The 26731-nt window shown below is 40.2% G+C and carries 19 protein-coding genes; 13 read left to right on the forward strand and 6 right to left on the reverse strand.

Translation table 11 applies throughout. The annotated features are described in order from the left end of the window. Positions 1-24: 24 nt before the first annotated feature. Both FBB35_RS10800 and FBB35_RS10805 read left to right on the forward strand, forming a co-directional pair. Entirely contained in the window at positions 25-867 is an 843-nt protein-coding gene (locus FBB35_RS10800) for a methyltransferase domain-containing protein (RefSeq protein WP_174709634.1), read from the forward strand. 203 nt (positions 868-1070) lie between these two features. After that, positions 1071-1853, forward strand: a complete 783-nt coding sequence (locus tag FBB35_RS10805) for an ABC transporter ATP-binding protein (protein WP_174709635.1) — start codon at positions 1071-1073, stop codon at positions 1851-1853. Between the two features lie 107 nt (positions 1854-1960). On the opposite strand, the gene FBB35_RS10810 is transcribed toward FBB35_RS10805, so the two are convergent. Beyond that, positions 1961-2629 (reverse strand): DUF1003 domain-containing protein, encoded by a 669-nt coding sequence (locus FBB35_RS10810; protein WP_174709636.1) that lies wholly within the window; start codon positions 2627-2629, stop codon positions 1961-1963. An 81-nt stretch (positions 2630-2710) separates the two neighbouring features. On the opposite strand from FBB35_RS10810, the gene FBB35_RS10815 reads away from it, so the two are divergent. Together FBB35_RS10815 and FBB35_RS10820 are read left to right on the forward strand one after the other, a co-directional pair. Beyond that, a complete protein-coding gene (locus FBB35_RS10815) occupies positions 2711-2866 on the forward strand; it encodes a hypothetical protein (protein ID WP_174709637.1) in 156 nt (51 codons plus the stop codon). A 27-nt stretch (positions 2867-2893) separates the two neighbouring features. Beyond that, the gene (locus tag FBB35_RS10820) at positions 2894-3043 is read left to right on the forward strand and encodes a hypothetical protein (RefSeq protein WP_174709638.1); all 150 of its coding nucleotides are present in this window, start codon (positions 2894-2896) and stop codon (positions 3041-3043) included. A 31-nt stretch (positions 3044-3074) separates the two neighbouring features. Here FBB35_RS10820 and FBB35_RS10825 read toward each other — a convergent pair whose 3' ends face one another. Beyond that, positions 3075-3740, reverse strand: coding sequence for a GIY-YIG nuclease family protein (locus tag FBB35_RS10825; protein WP_254625908.1), 666 nt, complete (start codon positions 3738-3740; stop codon positions 3075-3077). Positions 3741-3859: 119 nt separating this feature from the next. Here FBB35_RS10825 and FBB35_RS10830 point away from each other — a divergent pair, with 119 nt between their 5' ends. Then, positions 3860-4789, forward strand: coding sequence for a carbohydrate ABC transporter permease (locus tag FBB35_RS10830; protein WP_174709639.1), 930 nt, complete (start codon positions 3860-3862; stop codon positions 4787-4789). Between the two features lie 363 nt (positions 4790-5152). Here FBB35_RS10830 and FBB35_RS10835 read toward each other — a convergent pair whose 3' ends face one another. Continuing rightward, the gene (locus FBB35_RS10835; protein ID WP_174709640.1) at positions 5153-11086 is read right to left on the reverse strand and encodes a translocation/assembly module TamB domain-containing protein; all 5934 of its coding nucleotides are present in this window, start codon (positions 11084-11086) and stop codon (positions 5153-5155) included. Between the two features lie 260 nt (positions 11087-11346). On the opposite strand from FBB35_RS10835, the gene FBB35_RS10840 reads away from it, so the two are divergent. The 8 genes from FBB35_RS10840 to FBB35_RS10875 all read left to right on the forward strand — a co-directional run bounded on the left by FBB35_RS10840 (position 11347) and on the right by FBB35_RS10875 (position 23716). After that, a complete protein-coding gene (locus FBB35_RS10840; RefSeq protein ID WP_174709641.1) occupies positions 11347-11775 on the forward strand; it encodes a DUF3110 domain-containing protein in 429 nt (142 codons plus the stop codon). A gap of 103 nt (positions 11776-11878) precedes the next feature. After that, the gene (gene murQ / locus FBB35_RS10845) at positions 11879-12805 is read left to right on the forward strand and encodes an N-acetylmuramic acid 6-phosphate etherase (RefSeq protein WP_174709642.1); all 927 of its coding nucleotides are present in this window, start codon (positions 11879-11881) and stop codon (positions 12803-12805) included. Positions 12806-13309: 504 nt separating this feature from the next. Then, complete coding sequence (locus tag FBB35_RS10850) at positions 13310-14500, forward strand: response regulator (RefSeq protein ID WP_174709643.1); 1191 nt, start codon at positions 13310-13312, stop codon at positions 14498-14500. An 806-nt stretch (positions 14501-15306) separates the two neighbouring features. Then, entirely contained in the window at positions 15307-15669 is a 363-nt protein-coding gene (locus FBB35_RS10855) for a response regulator transcription factor (protein WP_174709644.1), read from the forward strand. A gap of 128 nt (positions 15670-15797) precedes the next feature. Further along, positions 15798-16271: a chemotaxis protein CheW gene (locus FBB35_RS10860; RefSeq protein ID WP_174709645.1), complete on the forward strand. Its 474-nt coding sequence runs from the start codon at positions 15798-15800 to the stop codon at positions 16269-16271. A gap of 126 nt (positions 16272-16397) precedes the next feature. Then, complete coding sequence (locus tag FBB35_RS10865) at positions 16398-19706, forward strand: GAF domain-containing protein (RefSeq protein WP_174709646.1); 3309 nt, start codon at positions 16398-16400, stop codon at positions 19704-19706. Between the two features lie 207 nt (positions 19707-19913). Beyond that, positions 19914-20060: a hypothetical protein gene (locus FBB35_RS34570; protein WP_254625909.1), complete on the forward strand. Its 147-nt coding sequence runs from the start codon at positions 19914-19916 to the stop codon at positions 20058-20060. A gap of 26 nt (positions 20061-20086) precedes the next feature. Then, positions 20087-23716, forward strand: a complete 3630-nt coding sequence (locus FBB35_RS10875; protein WP_174709647.1) for a hybrid sensor histidine kinase/response regulator — start codon at positions 20087-20089, stop codon at positions 23714-23716. 17 nt (positions 23717-23733) lie between these two features. On the opposite strand, the gene FBB35_RS10880 is transcribed toward FBB35_RS10875, so the two are convergent. Genes FBB35_RS10880 through FBB35_RS10890 form a run of 3 tightly spaced genes read right to left on the reverse strand, consistent with a single transcriptional unit; the run spans position 23734 to position 26521 of the window. Next, positions 23734-24462 carry a Uma2 family endonuclease gene (locus tag FBB35_RS10880; protein WP_174709648.1) on the reverse strand — a complete coding sequence of 243 codons (729 nt, stop codon included), beginning with the start codon at positions 24460-24462 and terminating at the stop codon, positions 23734-23736. A gap of 52 nt (positions 24463-24514) precedes the next feature. Further along, positions 24515-25408 carry an ABC transporter permease gene (locus FBB35_RS10885; protein WP_174709649.1) on the reverse strand — a complete coding sequence of 298 codons (894 nt, stop codon included), beginning with the start codon at positions 25406-25408 and terminating at the stop codon, positions 24515-24517. 27 nt (positions 25409-25435) lie between these two features. Beyond that, positions 25436-26521: a PotD/PotF family extracellular solute-binding protein gene (locus FBB35_RS10890; RefSeq protein WP_174709650.1), complete on the reverse strand. Its 1086-nt coding sequence runs from the start codon at positions 26519-26521 to the stop codon at positions 25436-25438. Positions 26522-26731: the final 210 nt, after the last annotated feature.

A 26731-nucleotide genomic window follows, 5' to 3' on the forward strand; every position in this document is an offset into this window, starting at 1 on the left:
CTTCGTCTCAATACTACTTTTTTCATGAGTGCAACACTTTACCAACAAATTCAGCAGTTTTACGATAGTTCCTCTGGTCTGTGGGAACAGATTTGGGGTGAACACATGCACCACGGCTATTATGGTGCCGATGGTACTCAGAAAAAAGACCGTCGTCAGGCTCAAATTGATTTAATCGAAGAATTGCTCAATTGGGCAAAGGTGGAAGCAGCAGAAAATATCTTAGATGTTGGTTGCGGCATCGGTGGTAGTTCTTTATACCTTTCGCAGAAGTTTAATGCTAAGGCTACAGGGATTACATTGAGTCCTGTACAAGCCGCAAGAGCAACGGAGCGCGCCTCAGAAGCTAATCTGAGTTTGAGAACACAATTCCAAGTCGCCAATGCTCAAGCAATGCCCTTTGCTGATAATTCTTTTGACTTGGTTTGGTCGCTGGAAAGCGGTGAACACATGCCAGATAAAACCAAGTTTCTCCAGGAGTGTTATCGAGTATTGAAGCCTGGCGGCAAGTTAATTATGGTGACTTGGTGTCATCGACCAACTGATGAGTCTCCACTAACGGCAGATGAGGAAAAGCATTTGCAGGATATTTATCGGGTGTATTGCTTACCTTATGTGATTTCTTTGCCAGAGTATGAAGCGATCGCACACCAGCTACCATTACATAATATTCGCACTGCTGATTGGTCAACTGCTGTCGCCCCTTTCTGGAATGTGGTAATTGATTCTGCATTCACTCCCCAAGCGCTTTGGGGCTTACTAAATGCTGGTTGGACTACCATCCAAGGGGCATTATCACTGGGATTAATGCGTCGCGGTTATGAGCGTGGGTTAATTCGGTTTGGCTTATTGTGCGGCAATAAGTAGAATTCCACTTCAGGAAAAAGATGTAATCTAGGAGCATTGAAGTAGATGTTCCTAGTGATACTTTATGGTACTTAATAAAAGATTTGGAGCGATCGCAGCAAGTACGATCAGAGAGTTTAGCGATCGCAAAGCTTGTAAATTACAATAATGCAGATATCGGGTAAACCTTATAAAATTAAGTTTCTTATTGTTGAATTTCTTAAATGCCACTCCAACTGCAAAACCTCACAGGCGGTTACACTACAGTCCCAATTGTTCAAGACATTAATCTCACTCTACAAACAGGAGAATGGTTGAGTTTAGTTGGTGCTAATGGTTCAGGTAAATCGACTTTATTAAAATTGCTGAGTCGTATTCTTTCCCCACAGCAAGGAACAGTCCTACTTGATGGCAAAGCAATTCATTCCCAACCCCCAAATCTAGTTGCACAGAAACTGGCATTATTACCGCAACAACAAACCGTTCCTGTGGGCTTAACAGTGCGACAATTAGTAAGTTTAGGACGCACGCCACATCAATCTTGGTGGCAATGGGAATTAAACGCCCAAGATTGGGTTAAAGTAGAAGCTGCAATTCAAAAGACGCAACTAGAAAGACTGAGCGATCGCTTAGTTGAAGAACTCTCCGGTGGTGAAAGGCAACGCGCTTTTTTAGCTTTAGCACTAGCGCAAGAACCAAAAGTTTTATTATTAGACGAACCTACAACTTTTTTAGATATTAACTATCAATTACAACTATTAGAACTACTGAAAAATCTAAATCAACAGCAAGAATTAACTATTGTTACAGTTCTACATGAACTCAACCTAGCGGCACGATACAGTTCTCGCATTGCCTTATTAAAACAAGGTCATCTTTGGGAAGTTGGTAAACCTGAAGAAGTTTTGACACCAAGTGCGATCGCCCAAGTTTTTGGCGTGGAATCTGTGATTATTCAGACACCTGTGGGTTTACAAGTTTGTGCAATTTCGGCTGTGTCAGCATAACTCTATTACTTTACTACCAAAAGTTTGACACCTTTTTACTACTTCTATGTCAGTCAGCCAAATGTACTGTTGATAAATATCTTATTTTGTGAAATTACTTAAAAGACTTATCGACGGATTAACTTATCAAAAACTTTGTTATTGTCCCCAATTGGTTGGTCAACATTGAAAGCTTTGTTAACAATAACTGCCTTAGGTAATTGAGTACCATTTTTGGCATACATTCCTGGCAAGACAGTTACTTTCAACTCTTTAATCTCTTTAGATTCAGGTACTAAACTTACTTTAAGCTCATGGAGAACTCGCTGCTGTTCTTTGACAATTTGGGTTAGTTCGTTTAGCTGTTGAGTGTGTAAGTCATCCAATTTTTCATGGAGAAGTTCAATATTTTGTCCAGCCCTTAAATTTACCTGATGGTCAATTTCGGCGTTTCTCCGATCGGTATCAGACTGGCGATTTTGACTCATTAAGACAACTGGCGCTGTATAGGCTGAGGCAAATGAAAACACTAAATTGAGCATCATGAACGGTGATTCATCCCAGTGGGGAACCCCAGGCATAGCATTCATGCCAACCCATCCAGCTAAAACAATGCTTTGCCCAATGAGAAATCCCCAAGAACCCACTTGTGTTGCTAATTGATCGGCAAGGCGTTGTCCGCGAGTCAATTGTTCTGCGGAGGTGTTTTCGACTGCTGGCTGTATCTCCACAATTTGAGGTTTTTGAACTACTTTTGCATCAACATTGTTAGACGATACTTTTTTGAATGGATTCATGTTGCACCTCTTGGCGTTATTTCTGTCTGTGTTGTTCCTGATGACTTTTAATGTACGCTGGTTAAACGATAGGAGCAAATATTGTTTTTTCTCAAAGCGATAGAAAAAAGTGATGAAAGAGCGTTAAAGGCAGCGATCGCAAGTATTGCATTGAGGCATATAGGGGCGATCGCACTCCAGCCTAATGTAGTAGCAATGAATTTTGAAATACTACACAATAAATTAAGAAGGTTCTAGATAGTACAACATCAACGGTCGGTGGTAATGAAAATTTACCAATTAACGGCAGTGCAAAGAGTCTCAACAGCTAGAGGATATCTCAGACTGGTAACAGAAAGCGATCGCTCCAATTTAATTACTTTCTATGGCAGCTTATGTAAACTGCGATCGCACCTCCATCCCCTAAAACACTGATTCTTCATTAATGGGGAAACTAGACATTTAGCTAGGACTTGGTTTCTTGTGTCTGTGCGTCGATAATTACACTCCAATCATCATTTGTCACAGCAGCTTCAAGCTGACGCTGACGTTCGGCTATACTCGCATCTATTGTTTCTAATTCTTTAGAAAGGCTTGTGTCAGCCATTGCTTTCCGCAGCTTTAGCTTTTTCTCCTCATAAGCTTGACGTTCCACCTCCGACATTACCGCCTTTGCAGCTTCCCCTACCGTACTAGCCCACATTTCATGATCGGTTCCATTACCAAGTGGTGTGGTTTCGAGTTCTGCTATCCACGCATCTCGCAAATCTTCCATATCTTGACGCTTGGGGAACTTGAATGCTTGCACGCGCACAAAAGCGCACTTTTGCTGACCATTTTGGGTGACATGACTATTTAGCGAAAGCAACACATTCCGAGAATAACCAATATACTGCACGCGGCGTTCTACATCTAATACTGCGTAAACACCTGCAATTTTAGTGTTCTGAGCAGATGCACTCCAAGCTTCAAGGTCAATGATTTCAGTACCATTGTTTGCCATCTCAGGGGTTATACTCACCTCAGTGGCGGTATGTTCGTCGTCGGAACTATACAAAAATTCATGTAGCCCACGGTGGTTTATGGGGACATTTTGATGTTCAATGGGCGGGTTGTGCTGAGTTTCCATCATAGTTAATCTCTGAGTTACGACAGCAAATTGCAAATATATGCCTTTAGAATATTGAAGCTTAAATCTACTCATATCCCCAAATTATTGCTGACAAAGCGAAAACAACTATTAGACCTTATATGAATCAATTGACACCTAAAAATTGGATATTCATCAAACAGCGACTTACCCCCTATTTATTTTTACTACCTGCCTTGGTTCTTTTGGGGTTAACAGTCTTTTTGCCTGCGCTGCAAGCGTTTTACCTCAGCTTTACTAGCTATGAAGATATCGCCCAGCCGCCACAATGGATAGGTTTCGCCAACTTTCTTAAACTTTGGAAGGATGCAGTTTTTTGGAAAACCTTAGAAAACACTTTTTTATATCTTGTGGGCGTAGTCCCAATTTTGGTAATTGCTCCCTTAGTGCTAGCAATTTTGGTAAATCAGAAACTGCGGGGGATGAATTGGTTTAGAGCAGCGTACTACACCCCAGTGGTAATTTCAATGGTGGTTGCAGGAATAGCTTGGAAATGGCTGTATGCAGAAAATGGATTACTGAATCAGTTGCTAAAAGCTTTGGGGCTTTTTCCAGAAGGTATTCCTTGGCTAACGAGCCCAGCAAAAATTTTTGGCATTATACCAATTTCTCTTGCCAGCGTTATGGCTGTCACCGTGTGGAAGGGACTAGGCTACTATATGGTGATTTATTTAGCGGGGTTGCAATCAATTCCTGCTGATGTATACGAAGCTGCTGCGATCGATGGTTCTGATGGTATCAGCAAACATTGGGATATTACCATACCTTTGATGAAGCCATATTTAGCATTAGTAGCGGTGATTTCAGCGATTTCTGCAACCAAAGTTTTTGAAGAAGTATACATTATGACCCAAGGGGGCCCACTCAGTAGCTCCAAAACGATTGTTTATTATTTATATGAGCAAGCTTTTGGTAACTTAGAAATCAGCTATGCTTGCACAATTGGTTTAGTGCTATTTTTGATAATTTTAGGATTATCAATTTTGCGATTATTTGTCAATCAAGAGGGTGGAGATAATATCACAATCTAATATTTACTTAATTTCCGAAATTTTGAAAGCTGATACAAAATTTTATATTCTTAGTTATCAGTGCTTGAGACAATGAATCGACTATAGGCATTGTAAAGCACTCAGTTCCGAAAGGTTGGCAGACTTGAATTACCTTTACTAGGTATGCAATTCAGTGTATTACCGCCCATAAAATTGAGAGGATATTAATGGAGTGGGTAAACAGATAGCTGATGTTTGGAGTGAGGGAAAATATCAGACTCAAGAAGAGGTAACAGCTTTTCTTTTCTAAAATCTGTCCCTACTGATGCTATTATAGACCTGCTTAACTTGCATAAAAGCTTAATTTGAATGTAAATAAGTCTGCACGATAAAACACAGAATTTAAAACCGCGTTTGATACTCCACTACTGCACGACTATCATCAGTTAAATTAGTGGAAGCACGCACACGAAATTCATCGTTTATCCGGTAATTAACACCCCATTGGAAGGGATCATTTGTTGTCAAAATCTTAATACTGGAAACAGATATTTTGGTAGAAATATCGACCCCAGCCTCGGCTGCTAATTCCAAAGTTGAACTGCTCCTACCAGCTTCGGGATTCTCAGAAATAACGGTAGGGAATATCCGCAGTTCACTTAAACCAAAGGTACTCCCAATCTGGTTAAAAGCAGACTGAAAATTATTGAACACAGCCGAACCTGCGATGTTGATCAGTCCCAAAGTACTGTCACCACGTCCTTGGGTGTCTACAAATCCACCTCCTAAAAGAGCAACAATTTCGGTTTGACTACGTGACGGACTGCTTGTTAATTCTAGATTTTCATTGAGTTTGCTGGCTAGACCGTTGATAGTGGCCTCGACTCGAACACTCTCTAAGGCTGATAAACCTGTGGAATTTACTTTACCGAAGTCATTACTTTGAGTTACATCCAGAACTTTGGCAAATAGGCGAATATCTAAGTTGGGGTCGCGGGGTTCAGAGGGACTAAAAGTTGCGGTGTGTTTATAGCCACGAGCAAGATTAAATTGGGTAGTAAATAAATTCACCCCTCCTTGTTCTAACTGGATAGTACCATCGGGTACGGGCTGATTGATCGAGCCGTTAACGATGAGATTACCAGTGGCGCGGAAGTTGAGAATAGGGGGACGGGTAATTTGGACATTTTTACCGAGTTCTAAATCTAGATTATTAAATCTAGCGATACCTGACGGCAAGCCTTGAGCCAACGCATTTCCCTTGCCATTCCCAATTTCAGCTTTACTCTGCTTATTATCTTTTGTGGGTGATACACCGAGACTACTATTTGCAGATGAAGTCGTATCGGTAGATTCTGCCAGCAATACCTGACCGTCAAATAAACTTACTTTACCGCCAATCGCCGGGTTAAGGGCAGAACCAGTAATCTGCAAATTGCCGCTAGCGCCTCCTTGGTAAAGTCCCTTGAGATTTAAGGCTAGCTGATCTAGATTAACGGTTAGGGGATTGGTGATACTCACGTTCTGATTGTTGAAAATGGGAATTTCTCCAGCAGCTTCCACCTTCCCACGGCTAAATCTACCCTGAAGATTTTCTACTAAGATGCTGTCAAAATTGAACAGCACTTTACCTGTGACACGTCTCAGCTTACCTGGCAATGCCTGGGCTGAAAAAGTAGCATTATTAACATTAGCAATTCCCTCTACTTGGGGTTTTTGCAATGTTCCGCGTACCTTAAGGTCTACTTCTCCTTCACCTTTTTCAAAAACCACTTGATTAGTCAATGCGTTTAACAGTCCCAATCCCTCGTTTTCTAACTTCACATCCAAACTGATTTGCTCACTGTCTGGTGCTACCGAAGCAAAAGGCAATTTATAAGGGATACTGCCAGTGATATCAACAGGTTTTGGCCCTGCAACTGCTACAGTACTACCAAAGTTTAAGCGTCCGTTGGCATAGCTGAAACTTGCCCTTGCTGATTCTATTGCTTTCTGATTCAATAATCCGTCTGTAATTTGCAATTCCCCTCTAGCTTGGGGGTTAGCAATGCTGCCTGCTAAAGCTGCTGTACCATTAAGATTCCCTGTAATTCCAACTGGCAGTTTTACAAAATTATTCAGTAGTTGCACCGGAAAATTATTCACCCGGAACTGTCCAGATTGTTCATCACCACCAACATTACCCGTAAAGGCAATCAGCCTATTTTCAGATTCAAGCCGTAAAGGTCGCAAACTCAAAACACCGTTCTCAAAGCTGCCCTCAGCGATCGCTTTATCGGCAGTATAATAACGATTTCGTTCTTCCTTTTTACCCCAGGCAAAGTTTTGTCCATTCAACTTAAAATCTACTGATAATCCATTGGCTGTAGCTGTATTCACAGCCACTTCGCCGTTGAAAGTCCCCTTTAAGTCTGCTAAATCTGGTATTGGAGTGGAATTAAGTCGCTGTTCTTCCTGTTCTTCTACCAAAGTTGCAATTTCAGAAAACCGTTGGATTTGGGTGAATAAGGGTTGATTTGGCGCTCCTTGGGGGGTGGTGGTTAGATCCTCTGCTGTGCCGTAGATTTCTGGTGAACCACCTGGTAAATTTTGTAAATCAAATATCTGTGCTACAGCCAGAACATCTTGGATCTCTCCCTGGTTGACGTTCAGTTTACCTTGTAGTTGAGGGCCTTTAGGACTTTGGGCAAAAGTACCAACAAGGGCGTAGCTACTTTTAGCTTTGACAAATTCACTACTGGTGAGTGTGCCTTTCCCGTTACCGTAGCGGAATTGAGCAGCTAAACGATCGCCTTTAAGTCGGCCAATCTGCGGATTAGCGATCGCTAAATTTCCCGTTGTTGCCAATGTCTGCTGATTAAACAGCAAATCCCCAGTTAACAACCCAGCTATCTTACCAGCACCCAGTCGAGTAATGGGTGGCGGTGTCAAATTCAATATTTGTAAGGGGAAATTTGCAACTTTGAGCGCCCAATCATTCCCTTGAACGTTACCTGTGGCTGATGCTTCCTGCCATTTTACTAAGAAGGATTTCGGGCGATTATTGGCATCTAAATTAAACGCCAAGTGATCGCGATTACCCGCCAAGTTCAAATTTAAACCGCGTCCCTGGGCTGAATCAATGTTTCCAGTCAACAACGGCTCAAAAGCAATATCTTGAACAACTAAGTCTCGTAAATTAATTTGTCCTACCACATTTGGCAAGGGCAGCTTACCAGTAATTTGTCCATTAAAATCGACTCTACCCGCCACAGCAACCTGATTAGGAAGATTAATCGGTAACTGTTTTAAGTTGTAATTCTGCGCTTGGACGTTGAGATTTAATGCCGTAATTTCCGGTATGCCTGCCTTTTTTGCATTGGCTAATATATTACCAGTCACACTTAAACCGGGAGCAGTTGCTCGCTCAATGGTCAGCCTTTCACCACTCCAAGCGATCGCAGCTGTCAGGGGTTGCTCAAGACCAGGGATACCTTGGGATAATTGCACCTGTCCAGCAGCACGCACATCCGCTAATTTGGACGATCCAACATTGCCAGCTAATTGTAACTGACCGCCAAATTGACCCCGCAATTGCTGATTGAACCGATTTAATTCCACACCGTCAGCATTAACTACAGCTTGATAGCGACCATTAGCCAATTGGATATTAGAAGCTGCGATCGTTCCACCTGCAACATCCAGCCGTCCTTGACCACTGGCTTGGATAGTTTGTGGTTGGAAGGACTCAACAGAACCCGCCACGTTTGCTTGACCAGTTAACGTCCCTCGTAGCTGCGGTGGTACTTCTGCCAATTGCTGTACGGGAACATTATTTGCCTGAACTTGTGCCTGGTATACACCATTAGCAAGTTGGATATTTTTAGCTGTAATCGTCCCACCTGCAACATTTATCTGCGCCTGACCGTTGGCTTGGATAGCTTTAGGTTGGAAGGATTCAACAGAACCCGCTACATTTGCTTGACCAGTTAACGTCCCTTTAAATTGCGGTGGTACTTTTGCCAATTGCTGCACAGGTACATTATTCGCTTGAACTTGCGCCTGATAGATACCATTAGCAAGTTGGATATTAGAGGCCGTAATAGTTCCACCCGCAACATTTACCCGCGCCTGACCACTGGCTTGAATAGTTTGCGGTTTAAAAGAATCAACAGAACCCGCTACGTCAAACTGACCACTTAACGCCCCTTGAAACTGCTTTGGTACTTTTGCCAATTGCTGCACAGGTACATTCTTAGCCTGAACTTGCGCCTGATAGACACCATTAGCCACTTGGATATTTTTAGCTGTAACTTTACCACCGCCAATAGCAAGGCTACCCTCACCATTGCCACGGAGCGTTTTCAAGCTGAAGTTATCTCTGTTACCTACGATTTGGAACGTACCCGCCAAAGGATTATTTAAAGCTGGGGGAGACTGTTTCAAAATTTGCCCTAATCGCACACCATTAGCTACAAGTTGAGCAGAGAAGCTTTGGTCTTGCAGTTGGACATTAGAAACTGCAACTGTGCCGCCACCAATTTGAACTCCTGCGCCATCAGTGCGAATCGTGGCAATTTTAAATGGTGCGGTGTTTCCTGAGAGGATGAGACGACCATTGAATTGTGCGTCCGCCAAAGAGACATTTTGCAGTTGACTTTTGTCTACAAAGGGTTCTAATCTTACCCTAGAGGCAACAGCCACAGCTTGCCAACGTTGATCAATATAACTACCAGTTGCCCGGACTGTACCACCACTGACATTAAGAGCCACATTGCGGAAAGAGACGTTACGATTTGGAGCGATCGCAACTTCACCAGTTCCGGGGTAAGTTCCATTAGGAGCTTGAAATTGTACCAAAGTTTGGACATTGGTAGGAGCGCCAGTTAATTGGGCTGTAGCTGAGACATTGCCGATTTGGAACGCAGGTGTTGTTTCATAAACTTTGGCGATCGCATCCCCTGGAACATTCTTGGCAGCAAAATTTAAATCCAGTCGAGGTGTTTTACCAAGTTGAATTGTGCCAGCGCCTGTGATATCACCACCAATTTTGGCTTTACCTTGAATATCTTTCAGGGTAATTAAAGAGGAACTAGAACTAGTAACAAGCTCAAATTTACTACTGATGCTATTAAAATCAACTTTATCAATGCGGGCAGTTTGGATTGTGGCAACTGTGCCTGAGAGAATTGGCTCTTTAGTTGATCCGGTAATCTGCAAATCTGCTTGTACTTGTCCAGCGATCGGCACAGGTAGTTTTACCTTGAGGGTATCCTGGGCATTAGCCAAACTCACCGCATTTACCCGCCCTGCCAACTTAAAACCTGCTTGAGTGTCGATGATTCCCGTAGCCACTACAGGAATTTTGCCGTAGTTGGTAGTAACATTGTTTAACTGCAACTCCGTTCCCTGAAAACGGAGGTTTCCTTGGCTATTGCTCAACAGTTGCGGGACTTTGGGTATCTGAAGTGTTACCCCTTGCACAGCCGCATTTCCATATAATAAAGTCTGTTGCCCTGGTGTCAACCGAATTAACAAGTCGCCATTGGCTCGACCCGCCTGTAAGTTTACTGGTAACTTAATCAACCGAGTAATATCCGCAGCCAGTAAATCTTGTGCTTGCACTTGAAAGTTGCCCGCTAGCACCTTAGAACGTGTCTCTCCCTGAATGGAAATATTGCCACCACTGTCTGGTTGCCCCCCCACTTCAAACCTGATTAACTGGTTGTTTGCTAAAAGTTGGGCAGAACCGTTAAGTTGAGAAAATGTTACGGGAGAGGCAGGAGACGCAGAAGATATTCCCTCCCCTGCTTCCCCTACCTCCCTTCCTCTCTCCTGCGGCATCAAGGCCAGCTTGGCATTACGAAATCGCAAGTAGTCCAAATCAGTTTTAATTGCACCGCCTCCACCTGACGACGCGATGCTAGTGGAAACCCAGCGCCCTTGCTCATCCTGCTGAATGTAAATATCTGGGTTGACTAAAGTTACATCTAGCTTTAGGTGGCGGTTAAAGATTAGTTGTAACAGGTTAAAACCCACCTCTACAGATTCGACTGTCGCCCGATCTGGATCTGTGGGTGTAGCTGGGATAGCCGAAGCCCCAAACTGCACTCCCGTTAACGAAAATTGTGTGACTTTTCCCAGTTTTACCGGACGGTTGAGTGTAGTAGTCAGACTTTGTTGTGCCAACGGCGTTAACTCTGTTTGGACAAAAGTCCACAACCGCCAAATACCGATGACAACTCCTAACAGTAAAAGTCCACTCAAGGCAATACTACCCCGACTCAACACCAGTAACCACAGACGCTTGCGGATAGGGGAGGGGGAGTGAATATCTTGATGGGGAGATTTAGTCATTTGCTTTCACTGTATTAATTGCCGGATGTTGCTGGCACACACAAGCATTAACTGACACATTGATTCAGTATGCCATTTCCAGGATACGCCAAGTAAAGCAAAGACCTCATTCGTTAAGTTACGGTATTTGCTTGATCCAATACTTATGCTTAATAATATTGGCGTTTTCAGGAAAATCTGAATAGAGTGAAAATTGTTCTTGTGACTTTCCTTGAGGTACAACCTAGAACTTTAATATGAATAGACCTTAAAAAAGACAGATGATTACACCAATGCGTGTTTTTGTGTTGATTTTTAATGCTCGAACGGAGAATGAGGGGATTCACACGATTCGGGAAGGCGCTCGCAATAAAATTCTGATGTTCGAGTCAGAAGACGATGCCACGCGCTTTGCCCTAATGTTGGAAGCTCAGGATTTCCCCGCACCGACACCAGAGCCAATCGATGCTGAGGAAATCAAGGAATTTTGCGAAAGTGCTGGGTATGAATGGGAAATAATCCCAGAAAACAGCAATTTAGTTGTCACTCCCCCAGAACTGAACGTAGAACAAACTGACTGGCAAGCAAATGCCCAGAAGGAGGATACTGTTGAAGACAGCTTCCCTCTCAATCAACAACCACTAGAAGAACCAGAATTATCTGATTCTGAACTAGAGAAGATGCGTCGCAAATTGGAAGGATTGCTTTAATTAGTCATTAGTCATTAGTCATTAGTCATTGGTCATTGGTCACTGGTCATTGGTCGCTAACTGACTAATGACAACGGACAACGGACAAAGGACATAAGGATAAATGACAAACTTGCAAGAACGTGGGCATCTTTTAACCGAGCTGGTAAATCCTAACAGTCTTAACTTAGACCAGCTCAGTTCTCTGGAATTGGTAGAACTGTTTAATAGTGAGGATCAAAAAGCAGTTGCGGCGGTTGCAGCTGCGAAAGTTCAGTTGGCTGAAGCGATTGATAGCACCGCAGAGCGTTTGCGTCACGGAGGACGCTTATTTTACATTGGTGCGGGCACAAGTGGTAGGTTAGGGGTGCTAGATGCTGCTGAGTGTCCACCTACTTTTTGTACGCCCCCAGAGTTGGTACAGGGGATTATTGCTGGTGGTGCAGGTGCGCTGGTACGCAGTTCGGAGGATTTAGAAGATAGCATCGAAGATGGTGAAGCTGCGATCGCTGGGCGACACATTACCCAGCTAGATGTAGTCGTCGGTATTACTGCTGGTGGGACAACACCTTATGTCCACGGGGCCATTCATGCGGCTCGTCAACGGGGAGCCAGTACTATTTTTATCGCCTGTGTTCCGGCTGAACAAGTTAGCATTGATGCCGATATTGACATTCGCCTATTGACAGGGCCAGAAATCATCGCCGGTTCAACTCGCCTGAAAGCTGGTACAGTCACGAAGTTAGCTTTAAATATGCTTTCCACAGGAGTAATGGTTAAACTAGGTAAGGTTTATGGTAATCGTATGGTGGATGTGGCAGTAACAAATCAAAAGTTACGCGATCGCGCTTTACGAATATTGCAAGACTTCACAGGCTTAAGTCGGGAAGCTGCTGGTTTTTTATTAGAACGTAGTGGCAAGTGGGTTAAACTGGCATTATTAATGCACTGGACTGGTTTGGAAAAAGAGGATAGCGATCGGCTTCTTTCAGAACACCAAAGTAATCTTAGGGCAGCTGTTATGAGCTATCAAAACCACAACCAATCTTAAAGACATTTTCCTAAAGAAATACTCTATAGGTGGCTGCTACTTGTTTGAGTAGCACACCTTTTTTTAAAGATAATATTCATTAAAAAAGTTCGCTTCAATAAACTTGTATTAATAAATGTAAATTTAAATAAATATTGTTAACATTCATAACCAATTTCAATAAATGAAGTTAAAAATGCCTAAATATTACTAATTATTTTAAACAAAAATTCAGAACTTATACGGATATAATTCCGTATGAAAATTATTAAAATAATTTGTTAATACTGAATGCCTCCTAATGATGTGGAATCTAGCAAGCTACTTGATTCATAAAGTCTACCGATAACAAACTGTATGAAATCGGATTTATAGATTAACAGGAACTTTGCTACTTTCTCATCATACATTGATTTTAATAAACTTGATTTTGACCGCTATATATCAATTTTGATGTGTCTTCTGACCACTATACAACTAGTGTGGGTTTTTCAATAACTGGCTTTTTAATAGTAGGAATAAAATATGACCCACTCGGAACTTATTCTTTCAAATAATTTAGTTAATGAATTTAAAACTTGTACTCAACTGCAATATAATGGCAAATTAAATATTAAAAGTTCAAAGGGTGGCCAATGGACTTTTTATTATCGCCTGGGACGTATTGTTTGGGCAACAGGAGGTACTCATCCCTTCCGGCGTTGGCGTAGACACATGGCTCAAAACTGTCCTCAGATTGATGTTGATAAATTGCTGTTGCGTTCACAAGACGTATCAATAGATTACTGGGATTACCGCCTTTTAGAAATCTTTTATAAAAAACAGAAAATTCAGAGAGAACAGATTCAGTCTATTGCCGAAAACACCATAGCAGAATTACTATTTGACTTAGCATTGCAAGGAAATTTTGCTTCTATAACTTGCAATCGCAGCCAAGAAGTTATCCTCGAAACACCAATGAGCTTTACGAGTGCAGAAATGTCTGTAAAGCATATGCAAGATTCATGGAAAACTTGGTCAGCCGCTGGTTTAGCAAATTTTTCTCCTAATTTAGCACCGGTTTTGCGGCGACCAGAACAACTCCAGCAGATGGTAAGTCTATCTGTCTACAAAAACTTTTTGAATTTAATCAATGGCAAATTCACTCTCTTAGATTTAGCTGTGAAAATGAAGCAGAGTGTACTACCACTCACCCGTTCGTTGCTTCCTTATATCCTTAAAGGAATCATCGAATTGGTAGAAGTACCTGATATGCCGTTAGTAGGGATTGAGACTAATAATAAGCCTCCCACTACACAACCAAAGAAACCGAATGCTCCATTAGTGGCCTGCGTAGATGATAGCCCTCAAGTCTGTAAAATGCTAGAGGATATCATTACTTCCAATGGACTAAGGTTTATTAAAATTCAAGACGCTGTACAAGCACTCCCAACTCTGATTCAAGATAAACCAGACCTAATTTTCTTGGATTTGATTATGCCAGTTGCCAGTGGTTATGAAATCTGCACTCAGTTGCGGCGAATATCAGCCTTTGCCAATACACCAGTGATTATATTAACAGGCAGTGATGGTCTTTTAGATAGAGTTCGTGCCAAAGTAGTTGGTTCTACAGATTTTATTACTAAACCCGTAGCGCCTGACAAGGTAATGAGTATAATACGTAAATATTTACCTACATTGAGTGTTCCCATTGAGAAGAGTAAAGCCAATGTATAGGAATCCGCTTTGATTTCTGTTCGCGCAGCCTGGCGTAGCCATAGTTACTTGGTTCAACTAGTAATAGACAATAAGCAATGCGAAAAGAGCCTTTTTGGGTTGGACTAAGTTTTTCAAAATATAGAATATAAGTTCTAGATAGGTCTGTAATTAGAGAGAATGAATAATTTTTATTGATAATTAATCATCAGTTAGTCTGATTGGCTTAAAAATTTCATTTCTCAGTATTGGACTATAACTCAGTAATAGCCAGAACCAAATTTTTACAACCTATAGACTTTCTCGCGTCCATAAACATAAAAACAAACCAGAATTCAGAAGGAATAATTAGGTAGCAGTATGAAAGCTACTTAATTATTCTTTGTAAATATTTAGTTTGATTATATTTCTATAAAATCACTGCTTACTTATGACGAATAATGCTTTTATTCTTTTGAGATAAAATTCTTTAATATTCACAAATATATATATTAAATTCTGTCCGCTACGTACTTTTTCTGAGGTTAATAGATAAAGATTGAATCAAAATTAGATAAATACAAAAAGTTGTATTTATAGCAGTCCTATTTGAGTTGTGAAATATTGATTATGACAAAGGGGTTAGGGCTAGTCTCTAGTCTTTTCTATGTCAGGAATTACAAATTTAAAACCTAAAACCTAGTTAGCGCACTCCCACTAGATCCCTTTTTTTAAGGGAATTGGGGAATCTTTTGTGCGTAATTCCTGCATGTCTTTGTTCATGAATTACTTAGGATTTGTATATCTAATTTGTCTACATTCTTAAAACTTTTTAAAGGGTAATTATCATGAATACTATTTTAGTTGTTGAAGATGGCTTAACAGATATGGAAATAATCAGCCGTTACTTGCAACAGGCAGGTTATTCTGTAATTAGTGCCACCAGCAGCGAAGAGGCTCAAGACAAAATAGACAAAAACAAGCCAGACCTCATATTTCTGGATGTAATTTTACCAGGAAAAAGTGGCTTTGAAATTTGCCGAGAACTGAAAAATAATCCCAATACTAGCAAAATACCTGTGGTCTTTTGCTCTACCAAAAATAGTGATGTAGATAAAATTTGGGGTAATATGTTGGGCGCTGATGGTTATTTATCGAAACCAATCGATCGAGAGGAATTAGTGGTGATTTTAAAGCGATTAATTCATTAATTAGTAAAGTTTCAATCAATAAGCTAACATTAAAATCCACTCTTTCTAATAGAGAACATCTGCAAGCTCGAATAATAAATGTAAATAGTGGCTAGAGATAAACAATCAAAAAAAAAGGATAAATAACTTTGGAAACTAAGGAAAAGTTTTTAAGTTTTAATTTGGGAGTAAAAGATACAGCTGTTATTCGGTTACAACACATCACAGAAGTTTTACAAGTATCATTACCTGAAATATGTGGTGTTCCACAGATGTCTAGTAGCGTATTGGGTATTTACAACTGGCGTGGTGAGATGCTTTGGTTAGTAGATTTAGAGGCAATGTTAGGTTATCCACCAATTTCCCAAGGAGCAAACTTAATTTCACGAATGATGGCGATTGTTTTAGAAAACAATGGTAAGTATTTAGGACTATTGGTGAAACAGTTGATAGATATTGAATGGCTTGATATTCAGGAAATGAAACCTCCAAGTACTGAACTATTTTATCCTAAAATATCACCTTTTTTGCAGGGATACTTTATTAATGATTCCGAGGATATGATTTTTAATTTGGATGCTATAACGATTATCCAAGCTCCCATCTGGAAAATTCATAATTGAGAATTTGAAAATAAGTGATTGGGCATAATTATTTAATAATTTTTAATGCCTAACAAGCGAATAATAGTTCATCATTACCTGACAAATATCCACTTATTATCCATAACAAAACTTGAGGTTAATCGAATGACATTCTTGTATAGCAATAGCCATGAAAATGAGCATGTAATATCTGAAGTAGAAAATTTGAATGGGAACGCTAATATAGCAAATATTGCTAGTCATGAAATATCTTTATTAAATGCGATCGCTCAGGAATTTAAAACTTGGCGACGACAGTTGCAAGACATCGCAACTCATCTGCATCAAACACCAGATATTGATACACTGCTCAAAATTACTGTAACGCAAATTAGAGAAAAGATTGGGTGCGATCGCGCCTTAATCTATCAGTTCACTTCCCTTGATTCAGGTAATGTTTTAGCAGAATCTCGAACATTAGGTTGGACACCGACTCTAGGCGAAAATATTCCTGGAATTATTTTTGGTTTATATACCAACCAAGACTATATCGAACCTGTAGTTATTGATGATATCAATCAGATTCAACTTACCGCTTATCAAAAGCAACTACTAGATAAATTTCAAATCAAAGCTAGTTTGAGTTTACCGATAGTAGTAGAAGGTAAAGTCTGGGGATTATTGGCAGTAAATAATTGCTATTCAACGCGACAGTGGCAAGAAACAGAAATTAGTCTGCTATCTCAAGTTACAACAGAACTGCTCTACAAATTACAGAGTTTTGAATTCAAAAGAGAAGAACAACAGCGAATACTAGCAAAAAAATCTGTAGCTAAAGTCATCGACAAAATTCTGCGGGCATCGAATGTCGAGAAGATTTTTCAAACAACTACTCAAGAAGTACGTCAATTACTAAAATGCGATCGCGTCGGTGTCTATCGCTTTAAACCTGACTGGAGTGGCGAGTTTGTCGCTGAGTCAGTTGGTAATGGCTGGATAAAGATGGTCAGCCCTGATTTTTATATGGTCTGGGAAGATAGCCACTTGCAAGACACCCAGGGAGGACGTTATGCCAAGGGTGAAAGCTTTGTCGCTAAAGACATCTATAAAATGGGTCATGCTCAATGCCACATTGAGATTTTAGAGCAGTATGAAATGAAGGCTTACATCATTGCACCTATATTTTCTGGAGAGAAATTATGGGGCTTGCTGGGAGCTTATCAAAATTCTGGGCCTCGTGATTGGCAACCTTGGGAAGAAAGCTTTGTCACCCAAATTGGACTGCAATTTGGTGTGGCTATCTCGCAAGGTGAATATCTCGAACAAATGCATAAGAAATCTCAACAACTAGCTCAAATAGTTGAACAAGAAAAAGCTTTTACTAAGATAGTAGGACGCATCCGGCAATCTTTAGATGTAGATAGCATCTTCAAAACAACTACTCAAGAAGTGCGTCAATCATTACGATGCGATCGCGTCGCCGTCTATCGCTTTAACCCTGACTGGGGCGGTGAATTTGTGGCTGAGTCTGTGGGTACTGGTTGGACAAAACTGGTAGGTCCTGATATTAAAACCGTTTTAGACGATACTTACTTGCAAGATACTAAGGGAGGTAGGTATGTCAAAGGTGAAAACTTTATCGTTAACGATATCTATGAAGTAGGGCTTGCTCCCTGCCATATTGAGATTTTAGAGCAGTTTGAAGCCAGAGCTTATATAATTGTTCCTATATTCTTTGGGGATAAATTGTGGGGTTTGCTGGCAGCTTATCAAAATTCTAGCCCACGTGAATGGCAAACCTGGGAAGTGACTTTTTTGGTTCAGACTAGCTTGCAATTTAGCCTAGCTAAATCACAGATAGATTATTTTGAATTAGTGCGGTTGAAATCTGAAAAACTAGCTCAGATAGCAGAACAAGAGAAAGCTGTCACCAAGATCAGTAACCGCATCCGGCAGTCTTTAGATGTAGAAGAAATCTTCAAAACAACCACTCAAGAAGTAAGGCAATTACTGCGATGCGATCGCGTTGCCGTCTATCGATTCAACCCTAATTGGACTGGCGAATTTGTAGCGGAATCAGTAGGTCATACTTGGGTAAAACTAGTAGGTCCCGATATCAAAACCGTCTGGGAAGATACCCACTTGCAAGAAACTCAGGGAGGTCGATATAGCCAAGATGAAAGCTTTGTTGTAAATGACATTTATCAGGTAGGTCATTCTCCTTGCCACATTGAAATTTTAGAGCAATTTGAAGTCAAAGCTTATGTAATTGTTCCTGTATTTGCTGGGGAACAATTGTGGGGATTGCTCGGAGCTTATCAAAACTCTGGAACTCGTGATTGGGAAGAATCAGAAGTCACGTTGTTAGCACGCATTGGGAACCAGTTAGGACTGGCATTACAACATACCGAATATTTGCAGCAGGTACAAGGACAGTCAGCAAAATTAGCAGAAGCAGCAACACGAGAAAAGGCAGCCAAGGAGTTACTACAACAACGATCTATTCAACTCTTAACAGCCCTTAGACCCGCCCTTAACGGTGACTTAACAGTACGCGCACCCATTACAGAAGACGAACTAGGCACGATCGCTGATGCTTACAATAATACCCTGCAAGCGCTGCGGCAAATAGTTCTTCAAGTACAAGGGGCTGCTCAACAAGTTGCTCAAACTTCTACCAAAAGCGAAGCTTCACTGGCGGGACTGACTAATCTGGCGCAACAACAATCTGAGGAAATTACCGCAGCATTAGGCGAAATTCAACAGATGGTGGACTCTACTCAAGCTGTGGTGGCGAATGCAGAGTTAGTGCAAGTTGCGGTGCAACAAGCCAATGAAACTGTAGAGTCTGGCGATACAGCGATGAATCTGACTGTACAAGCAATCCAAGGAATTCGTGAAACCGTTGCTCAAACTAGCAAAAAGATTAAACGCCTCAGTGAATCTTCGCAAAAAATCTCCAAAGTAGTTAATTTGATTGGTAATTTTGCTACACAGACAAACGTGCTGGCTTTGAATGCAGCCATTGAAGCCACCCGTGCCGGTGAATATGGCAAAGGCTTTGCAGTGGTAGCTGATGAAGTCCGTTCTTTATCTCGCCAGTCGGCAGCAGCAACCATCGAAATAGAAAAATTAGTCCAGGATATTCAAGCAGAAACCGGAGAAGTAGCAGTAGCAATGGAAACTGGTATTCAGCAGGTGGTAGAAGGGACAAATCTTGTCAATGATACTCGGCAAAACTTAAATGCGATCGTTTCTGCAACTGCCGAAATTAGTCAGCTAATTGAGCGGATTACCGCAGCGACTCAAAAACAAATGACCCAATCTGTAACAGTTACAAAATCAATGCAAGATGTAGCAGAAATTGCTAATAAAACTTTTGCTGAATCTCAAGAAATTGCTACTGTGTTTCAAGATTTATCAGGAATGGCACAAGAACTATTAACAACTGCTAGCAAGTTTAAAGTCAAATAAGTTTTAGATTTTGGATTATGAGTGAGGAGGATTTTAAGCGTAGAAAAAGCAGCTAGCATTGCGAGTAATCCGCTTACTACAAGCCCTTTCAATAAACCGAACGGCAGATGTAATTGGCAAGCAGCTAATCAGTTCAGCAACATCTGTGAAAGCTAATTATCAGCTTGTCGTGGGGAGTCAACTGACGATGTCATTACTAAACTCATCTTGGTAGAGGAAGAAGCCGATGAAAGTCTTTATTGGATGGAACTTATTGTTGAAATTGGTTTATTAATACTAGAAAAACTAAGCAATTTGATGTCAGAAAACATTGAAATTTTGGCATCAAATTGCATCAATAAAAACTTTACGTAAAAAATCCAAAATCCAAAATATAAAGTATGATTACGGATAACGAAATTCGCGAACAAGGATACATTTACTTTCTAGCTGAAGCCCCAGAATTAGTACAGATTATTGAACAAGAATTATTTAGCTTATCAGAAGGTTATAGCACTGCTAAAGTTCATAACTTAATGCGGGCTACTCATACACTTAAAGGTGGCGCTGCTAATGTTGGGCTAGAAGTAATTAAGATGATAGCCCATTTTTTAGAAGATGTATTTAAGGCTTTATATAACCCAACTGTAGTAATTGATGCCGAGCTACAAACACTTTTATTGCAAGCTTATGAGTGTCTTAGCATAGCATTAAATACTGAGCTAATAGGCAGCACGGTGAATGATGAAGAACTAATAAATCGCGCAACTTCAGTGTTTTCACAATTACAAGAAAAGCTAGGTGATGCATTTGGTGATGAGGCTCATATTCCCACTTCTGAGGAATTGGGATTTGATATTGTCCAGTCAGTTTTTGAGGTGGGAGTAGAGCAACGTCTAAACAGTATTGCTGAAGCTGTTAACAATCCACCAAATAATAACGAATTTATTGAATTATTACAGTCCCAAGCTGAGGTATTTTTCGGTTTAGCAGAATCTCTAAATTTGCCTGGATTGGGAAAAATTTCTCAAACAATTTTATCAGCGCTGCAAGCAAATCCCACTCAGGTACAGCAAATCGCTGAAATTGCCCTTGCAGATTTGCAACAAGCACAAAAATTAGTATTAGAAGGCGATCGCACATCTGGTGGAGAGACTTCTCTAGCCTTGCGAAAATTCACGATAGTGGCAAATAATGAGTTACCTGAAAAATTACAATATAATTCATCTACTGACATATTTTTTATCAATGAAGAGCAATTTTACTACTTTCTCACTACATCCGATAACAATAAAAATGAATCTGTAAGTCCAACAACTGCCAAGTTTTATCTGAAAGTAATTAGCTATATTTTTGGTTGGTTTAATCATGAGATAAAAATATCAAAATCAGAGCTAAATTTAGATTTACTTGTTCCCAGATTAGGAAAAGAAAATCTACTTGGTTATATTGAAAATTGGCTGAGAAAATTTATTGATTTTGTTCAAGATGAACAAGATAGCCAAAGTCTTTGTATTTATAGACATGGGATAATTTTAATCATCTTATTTGCCGTCACAAAGTTTCAGAATTCTGTTAATAAATCTGACAGCTATATCTCGGTCATTAAAATATTACAAAACCGAATTCATAGATTAGCACAAGAATATAAAAGCTATCCTCCTGTTACTAACGAAGAGAAAAATTGGCTTGATATTCCCAAACTGCAAAAACTGTTAGTTTTTAAAGAAATATCTAAATCTGTATCTTCTCAAACTACTGATAATTTACTAGAGACAATATGGGGAGGAGAAGTTAGCCAAAACCTAACAGAGCTAGTGATGACAACCCCAAATTATGATTATTCAGAAAAAGTTGATTCATTAAGTCTAAATGAGCAGGTAGCTATAGGTGTTACTGAAACAGCCATTGAAGTTATGCCTGATTTAGCTACACAGATCAACAAAGAAATAGAAGATAAATCACAGTATGTTCAAACTAAAAACTTTCGCCAACCTTCATTTATTCGAGTAGATACAGAGAGACTGCACCACCTCAATTATTTAGCTGGAGAATTACTGATTTACCAGAAACGACGTAGTTTGCAAGATGTACAAGTCAAGGAAATCATCGATCAATTAACACGGCAAATTACTAGACACCAAACAACTTTAAATGAATTACGTGATTTGCCATTACAAATACCAAATATTACCTCACAACAAACGCAAAATTTTGCAGTTAAATTTGACTCTTTAGAAATGGATGTATATACAGAGTTCCATGCGACATTGCATGAAACAATAGAGGAAATACTGCAAATACAAGAAACCACAGAATCTCTTGAGTTGCTTGTGACACAGGCTGCTCAAATTAGTGATAAACAAGAAAATTTAACTCTTAATATTATAGAAAGCTTAGTAGAAGCACGAATGTTGCCTTTGGGCAATATCCTAAATCGTTTCCCCCAGATGGTAAATAAGTTTGGGAATGTTTATGCCAAACTTGTAGAATTAAAGCTTACTGGTACTGAAGTACTAGTAGATAAAGCGATCGCAGAAAAACTCTACGATCCATTGTTACATTTAGTACGTAATGCTTTTGACCACGGGATTGAAGCTCCGCAACTTCGCCGAGAGCTTGGGAAACCAGAACAAGGGCTAATAGAAATACGCGCCTATCATCAGGGTAGCCACACTATTATCGAAGTTCGGGATGATGGTCAGGGATTGAATTTAGACAGAATTCGCACAAAAGCTGCTGAATTCTATCCTATACAAACTGAAGAAAAAACTAGAAGCTATGCTTCCAATCTGGTCGAACCTGAACTTTTGGACATGATATTTTTACCTGGATTTTCTACCGCTGGGAAAGTGACTGAAATCTCTGGGCGCGGTATGGGTTTAGATATTGTACGGACTCAGATGAACGCACTTAATAGCTCAATTTCAGTTCAATCCTTACCCAACCAAGGAACAATATTCATACTCAAAATCCCTTTTTCTATGACTACAGAAAAATTAATGCTAGTTCAAGCCAAAGGTGTTGTTTATGCCCTTCTTTTGGACAGTATCGAAAAAATATTAATTCCCTCCGAGCAGCAGATTAAAGAAATTGAAGGTCAAAAAGTCTTGCATTGGAACACAGACAGTGATGAGACTATGGTCAGCCTCCGTCAACTTTCAAAATTGATTCATTATAATAATTCATTCTTGAATCATGCTGCTCCATACAACCCATCAAATACTGACGACCCAAGCATAGCGAAAAATCCAGTGATTTTGCTCCGACGAAATCAGGGAATGTTTGCTTTAGAAGTTGACCAAATAATTGGTGAACAAGAACTGGTAATCAGACCTTTAGGAAATGCGATCGCACCGCCAAAATATGTTTATGGTTGTAGTAGTTTACCCAATGGTAATCTCATCTTAGTGATTGATGCTTCATTGCTGGTCAAGTCTAGCGATATCCAACAAACAACACTTGATATCATGGCGTTACCAGTAGCTTCTCCCTCAAATAAAAAAGCTTTGGCGATATCGGGAGACAGTTTTGCATCTACACCATTACTTACTGCATCTACTTCCATAAAAACTATAGAAACCCAACTCCATTATTCTCAAGAGCCAGATTATAAATCACCAAAAGTTGTTTTAGTAGTAGATGACGCAATTAGTCTGCGCCAAACTATCTCTCTCACTCTACAAAAATCAGGCTATCAAGTAATACAAGCTCAAAATGGTGTAGAAGCTCTAGAAAAGTTGCAGTTACATCCAGAAATTCAAGTTATCGTCTCCGATTTAGAGATGCCACGAATGAATGGTTTTGAGTTGTTGGGCAATTTCCGTCAATACCCCAAATTAGCAAAAATCCCTGTGGTGATTCTCACTTCTCGCAGCTCTGAAAAACATCGCCAACTTGCTCAAGAATTGGGTGCAAAAGCTTACTTAACTAAGCCTTATTTAGAAAATGAATTTCTTTCTACAATTAAGGGGTTAATTAACAGTAATGCAGATGATTTAAATGATTTGCTCATGATGGTAAATCATTAAAAATCCGTAATTATTAATTACGGATTACCAGGTAAATTATTTGGATCTACACCTAGAGAACGTAAATACTGCGCTAATTGTTCAGCTCTTTGCCGTTCTTCTTCAGCCCTTTGTCGCTCTTGTTGTGCCTGTTCTGCATCTGTCAAATAGCGGTTTCCTTGCTCATCATACCAACATAAAAACTCCTGTTGTATGCCGGCAATGACAGCCTGGTGTCGCCCAATACCTAACCCCACTTCTGGCATAAAATAAGGCTCACCTATTTGTAGCTGGTAACTTCCATCTATCAATTTATACAGTTCAAAGGGTTGATGTTGGTCACGTCGCCAAAACTCAGGGTTATAAATTACGTAGTACAATACACCCAGTTTTTTATATATATTTAGCTTCTCTTCATATTCACCTCCTGGGGTATGGGATACCATTTCTAATGTGAATATTGGAACAATCCCATTTTCTTCCCAAACCGCGTAACTTTTGCGTGATTTACCTCCCTTTTTGCGCTCTACTCCCACACTTAAAAAAGCATCTGGCACTACTGGTACTCTAGGATTTACTCCAGTGGTGTGATAAACGCCCATATCTACTCCAAAGTACCAATTTAGGCGATTTGCCCAAATAGAGTTAAGTAAGAAAAGTAAAATGTTGGGCAAAAAGTTTTGATCTTCGTTATCCACTGGTGTATCGTCTGAACAGGGAAGTTCATCAGTAGTTGGTAACGCATTTTTGAGGTCAGGTGAGAGCATAACCGTTGTCTCGCTGGCGTTTGATGCCCTTATTATAAATGAGCGAAAAAGTTTAGCGTTTGGGTGCAGGTTCGCCAAACTTAATTAAAAGCGCGATCGCAATACTAACAAGCAAAATTAACGTCATACTTAAAGCAGAACCAAACCCCCAATTTTGGGTGGCTCCCAGAAACTGGTTATAAACTAACCGCGCTGCCGTCATACTAGAAGCACCACCAAGTAATTCTGGATCGACAAAATCCCCCAAGCCTGTGATGAATACAAGCATAGAAGCAGCCGTAATTCCAGGCAGAATTTGCGGTACAGTTACCTGGAAAAAAGTTTCTACCGGATTTGCACCTAAATCAGCTGCCGCTTCTAACAACCGCTTGTCTAGCTTTTCGAGAGACGCATATAAAATCAAAACCATATAGGGTAACAAGCTGTAACTCATACCAATAAATACAGCTTGACTCTGGTTAAGTAATTGCAAAGTAGGTAAACCGAAAGTGCTGAGTAAACTGTTCAGCAAACCAGTAGGGCGAAGAATTGTAATCCAAGCATAAGAGCGGAGTAACGAGGAAGTCCACAAAGGTAAGACAAAGCCTAATAGCAGCAAATTTCGCCAACGCTGCGGCGCTATCTGAGCAATCCAATAAGCGACAGGGAAGCCTAAAATTAAACAAATTATTGTAGTGCCCAATGCAAAAAATAGCGATCGCACAATTACTTGTAAGTAAAGTGGGTCAAATATTCGGATGTAGTTTTGGAATCCGTTGGGATTAACCAAATCTCCCGGACGAATGTCTGCAACTAAACTTAACTCGAAAATTATCAAAGTTGGCAGCACCAACAAAAGTAATAACCAAATCCCCGATGGTGCAAGTAATATCAAAGGTTGCAGCCAATTTCCCCATAGGCGAGGCAATTTTTCTATTTGGGAAATCCCATTTTTTTCAATATTCATTACTTATAAATCTAACTCCTAACTATTTTAACTGCTAGTTAATTGAGTCCAATAGCGATCGTAAACCTCTTCAAAGTCTCCTACAGGAGTAACACGTTCACAGTTTGCTAAAAGTGATTCTGCGGGAAATAAATTAGCATTATCTTGGATTGTTTTTGGCAATTGCTCAAATCCAGCCCTATTAGGCGTAGAAATACTCAAGCGTTGACTGATTTGGGCTGCTAATTCTGGTTGTAAAATCATGTTGATCCAAGCATAAGCTCCAGCTAAATTAGGGGCTGTTTTGGGAATAACAATAGTGTCTGTCCATAATGAAGAACCACTGCGAGGAATCACATATTTGAGTTTAGGGTTTTCTTGAGCAATTTTTACTGCATCTGCTGAATAGCACATTGCTAATAGCAAATCTCCTGCCAGAATTTGATTTTGCCAAGCGTCAGTGTCAAAACGCGCGATCGCAGGTTTTAGCACCTTCAACTTTTCATAAGCTTGTTTGATTTCTTGTTCGTTTTTGGAGTTGTAAGAATAACCTAGCATCCGTAAGGTTGCACCCATAACTTCTCGAACATCATTAAGCAAGGTCATCCGTTGATTAAGTTCTTCTTGGTTTTGCCAAAGGTAATCCCAGTCTTGTGGTGCATTTTTGATTTTTTCGGAATTGTAAAGCAAACCTGTTGTCCCCCAGTTAAACGGGATGCTATATCGGTTATTGGGGTCATAGCTAGGATTCTGAAATCGGGGGAATAAATTCTCTAAACCGATTAAGCGATCGTGATTTATCTCTGTTAACAAACCTTTGTTTACCATCTTCTGCACCATGTAATCAGATGGGTTGATGATGCTGTAAATGCCACCACCTCCAGCTTGCAACTTGGCCAGCATGACATCATTGGAATCATACACATCCGCCAGCACTTTCATACCAGTTTGAGTGCTAAAAGTTCTCAGCAATTGGTTGTCAGTATATTGTGTCCAGGTGAATACATAAAGTTGGTCACGTTGACCATTCGTATTAGAATTAGCACGGACTTCAGCCAGTCTCCAGCCACAACCAGCTAAAGATAAGCTAGAAAGTGCTGCCACCCCTTTTAAAAATCGCCGTCTGTTAGCCATTAAGTTAGAAGATATTCATCGACAACTTCTAGATTACGGTATACTTCGTATTCCCTGGCCTAATTTTCTGGCATAAATGTATCATTCTTTACTTTCGGGCTTAGTTAATTTATAATAGTTTTCTTCACTCAATGAGATCCCTGGATGGAAGGAATTTTTTATCATACGGGTATCGGTAGGACAAAAACCCAGAATTTTTTGCAGATGGAA

Source organism: Nostoc sp. TCL240-02, assembly GCF_013343235.1.
In the GTDB taxonomy this organism is placed as follows: domain Bacteria; phylum Cyanobacteriota; class Cyanobacteriia; order Cyanobacteriales; family Nostocaceae; genus Nostoc.

What these genes read in the sequence shown, in the direction of transcription:
- FBB35_RS10800 (WP_174709634.1), top strand. Translation starts at nt 25, where the DNA reads ATGAGTGCAACACTTTACCAACAAATTCAGCAGTTTTACGATAGTTCC.
- FBB35_RS10805 (WP_174709635.1), top strand. Translation starts at nt 1,071, where the DNA reads ATGCCACTCCAACTGCAAAACCTCACAGGCGGTTACACTACAGTCCCA.
- FBB35_RS10810 (WP_174709636.1), bottom strand. Translation starts at nt 2,629, where the DNA reads ATGAATCCATTCAAAAAAGTATCGTCTAACAATGTTGATGCAAAAGTA.
- FBB35_RS10820 (WP_174709638.1), top strand. Translation starts at nt 2,894, where the DNA reads ATGAAAATTTACCAATTAACGGCAGTGCAAAGAGTCTCAACAGCTAGA.
- FBB35_RS10825 (WP_254625908.1), bottom strand. Translation starts at nt 3,740, where the DNA reads ATGATGGAAACTCAGCACAACCCGCCCATTGAACATCAAAATGTCCCC.
- FBB35_RS10830 (WP_174709639.1), top strand. Translation starts at nt 3,860, where the DNA reads ATGAATCAATTGACACCTAAAAATTGGATATTCATCAAACAGCGACTT.
- FBB35_RS10835 (WP_174709640.1), bottom strand. Translation starts at nt 11,086, where the DNA reads ATGACTAAATCTCCCCATCAAGATATTCACTCCCCCTCCCCTATCCGC.
- FBB35_RS10840 (WP_174709641.1), top strand. Translation starts at nt 11,347, where the DNA reads ATGATTACACCAATGCGTGTTTTTGTGTTGATTTTTAATGCTCGAACG.
- murQ (WP_174709642.1), top strand. Translation starts at nt 11,879, where the DNA reads ATGACAAACTTGCAAGAACGTGGGCATCTTTTAACCGAGCTGGTAAAT.
- FBB35_RS10850 (WP_174709643.1), top strand. Translation starts at nt 13,310, where the DNA reads ATGACCCACTCGGAACTTATTCTTTCAAATAATTTAGTTAATGAATTT.
- FBB35_RS10855 (WP_174709644.1), top strand. Translation starts at nt 15,307, where the DNA reads ATGAATACTATTTTAGTTGTTGAAGATGGCTTAACAGATATGGAAATA.
- FBB35_RS10865 (WP_174709646.1), top strand. Translation starts at nt 16,398, where the DNA reads ATGACATTCTTGTATAGCAATAGCCATGAAAATGAGCATGTAATATCT.
- FBB35_RS10875 (WP_174709647.1), top strand. Translation starts at nt 20,087, where the DNA reads ATGATTACGGATAACGAAATTCGCGAACAAGGATACATTTACTTTCTA.
- FBB35_RS10880 (WP_174709648.1), bottom strand. Translation starts at nt 24,462, where the DNA reads ATGCTCTCACCTGACCTCAAAAATGCGTTACCAACTACTGATGAACTT.
- FBB35_RS10885 (WP_174709649.1), bottom strand. Translation starts at nt 25,408, where the DNA reads ATGAATATTGAAAAAAATGGGATTTCCCAAATAGAAAAATTGCCTCGC.
- FBB35_RS10890 (WP_174709650.1), bottom strand. Translation starts at nt 26,521, where the DNA reads ATGGCTAACAGACGGCGATTTTTAAAAGGGGTGGCAGCACTTTCTAGC.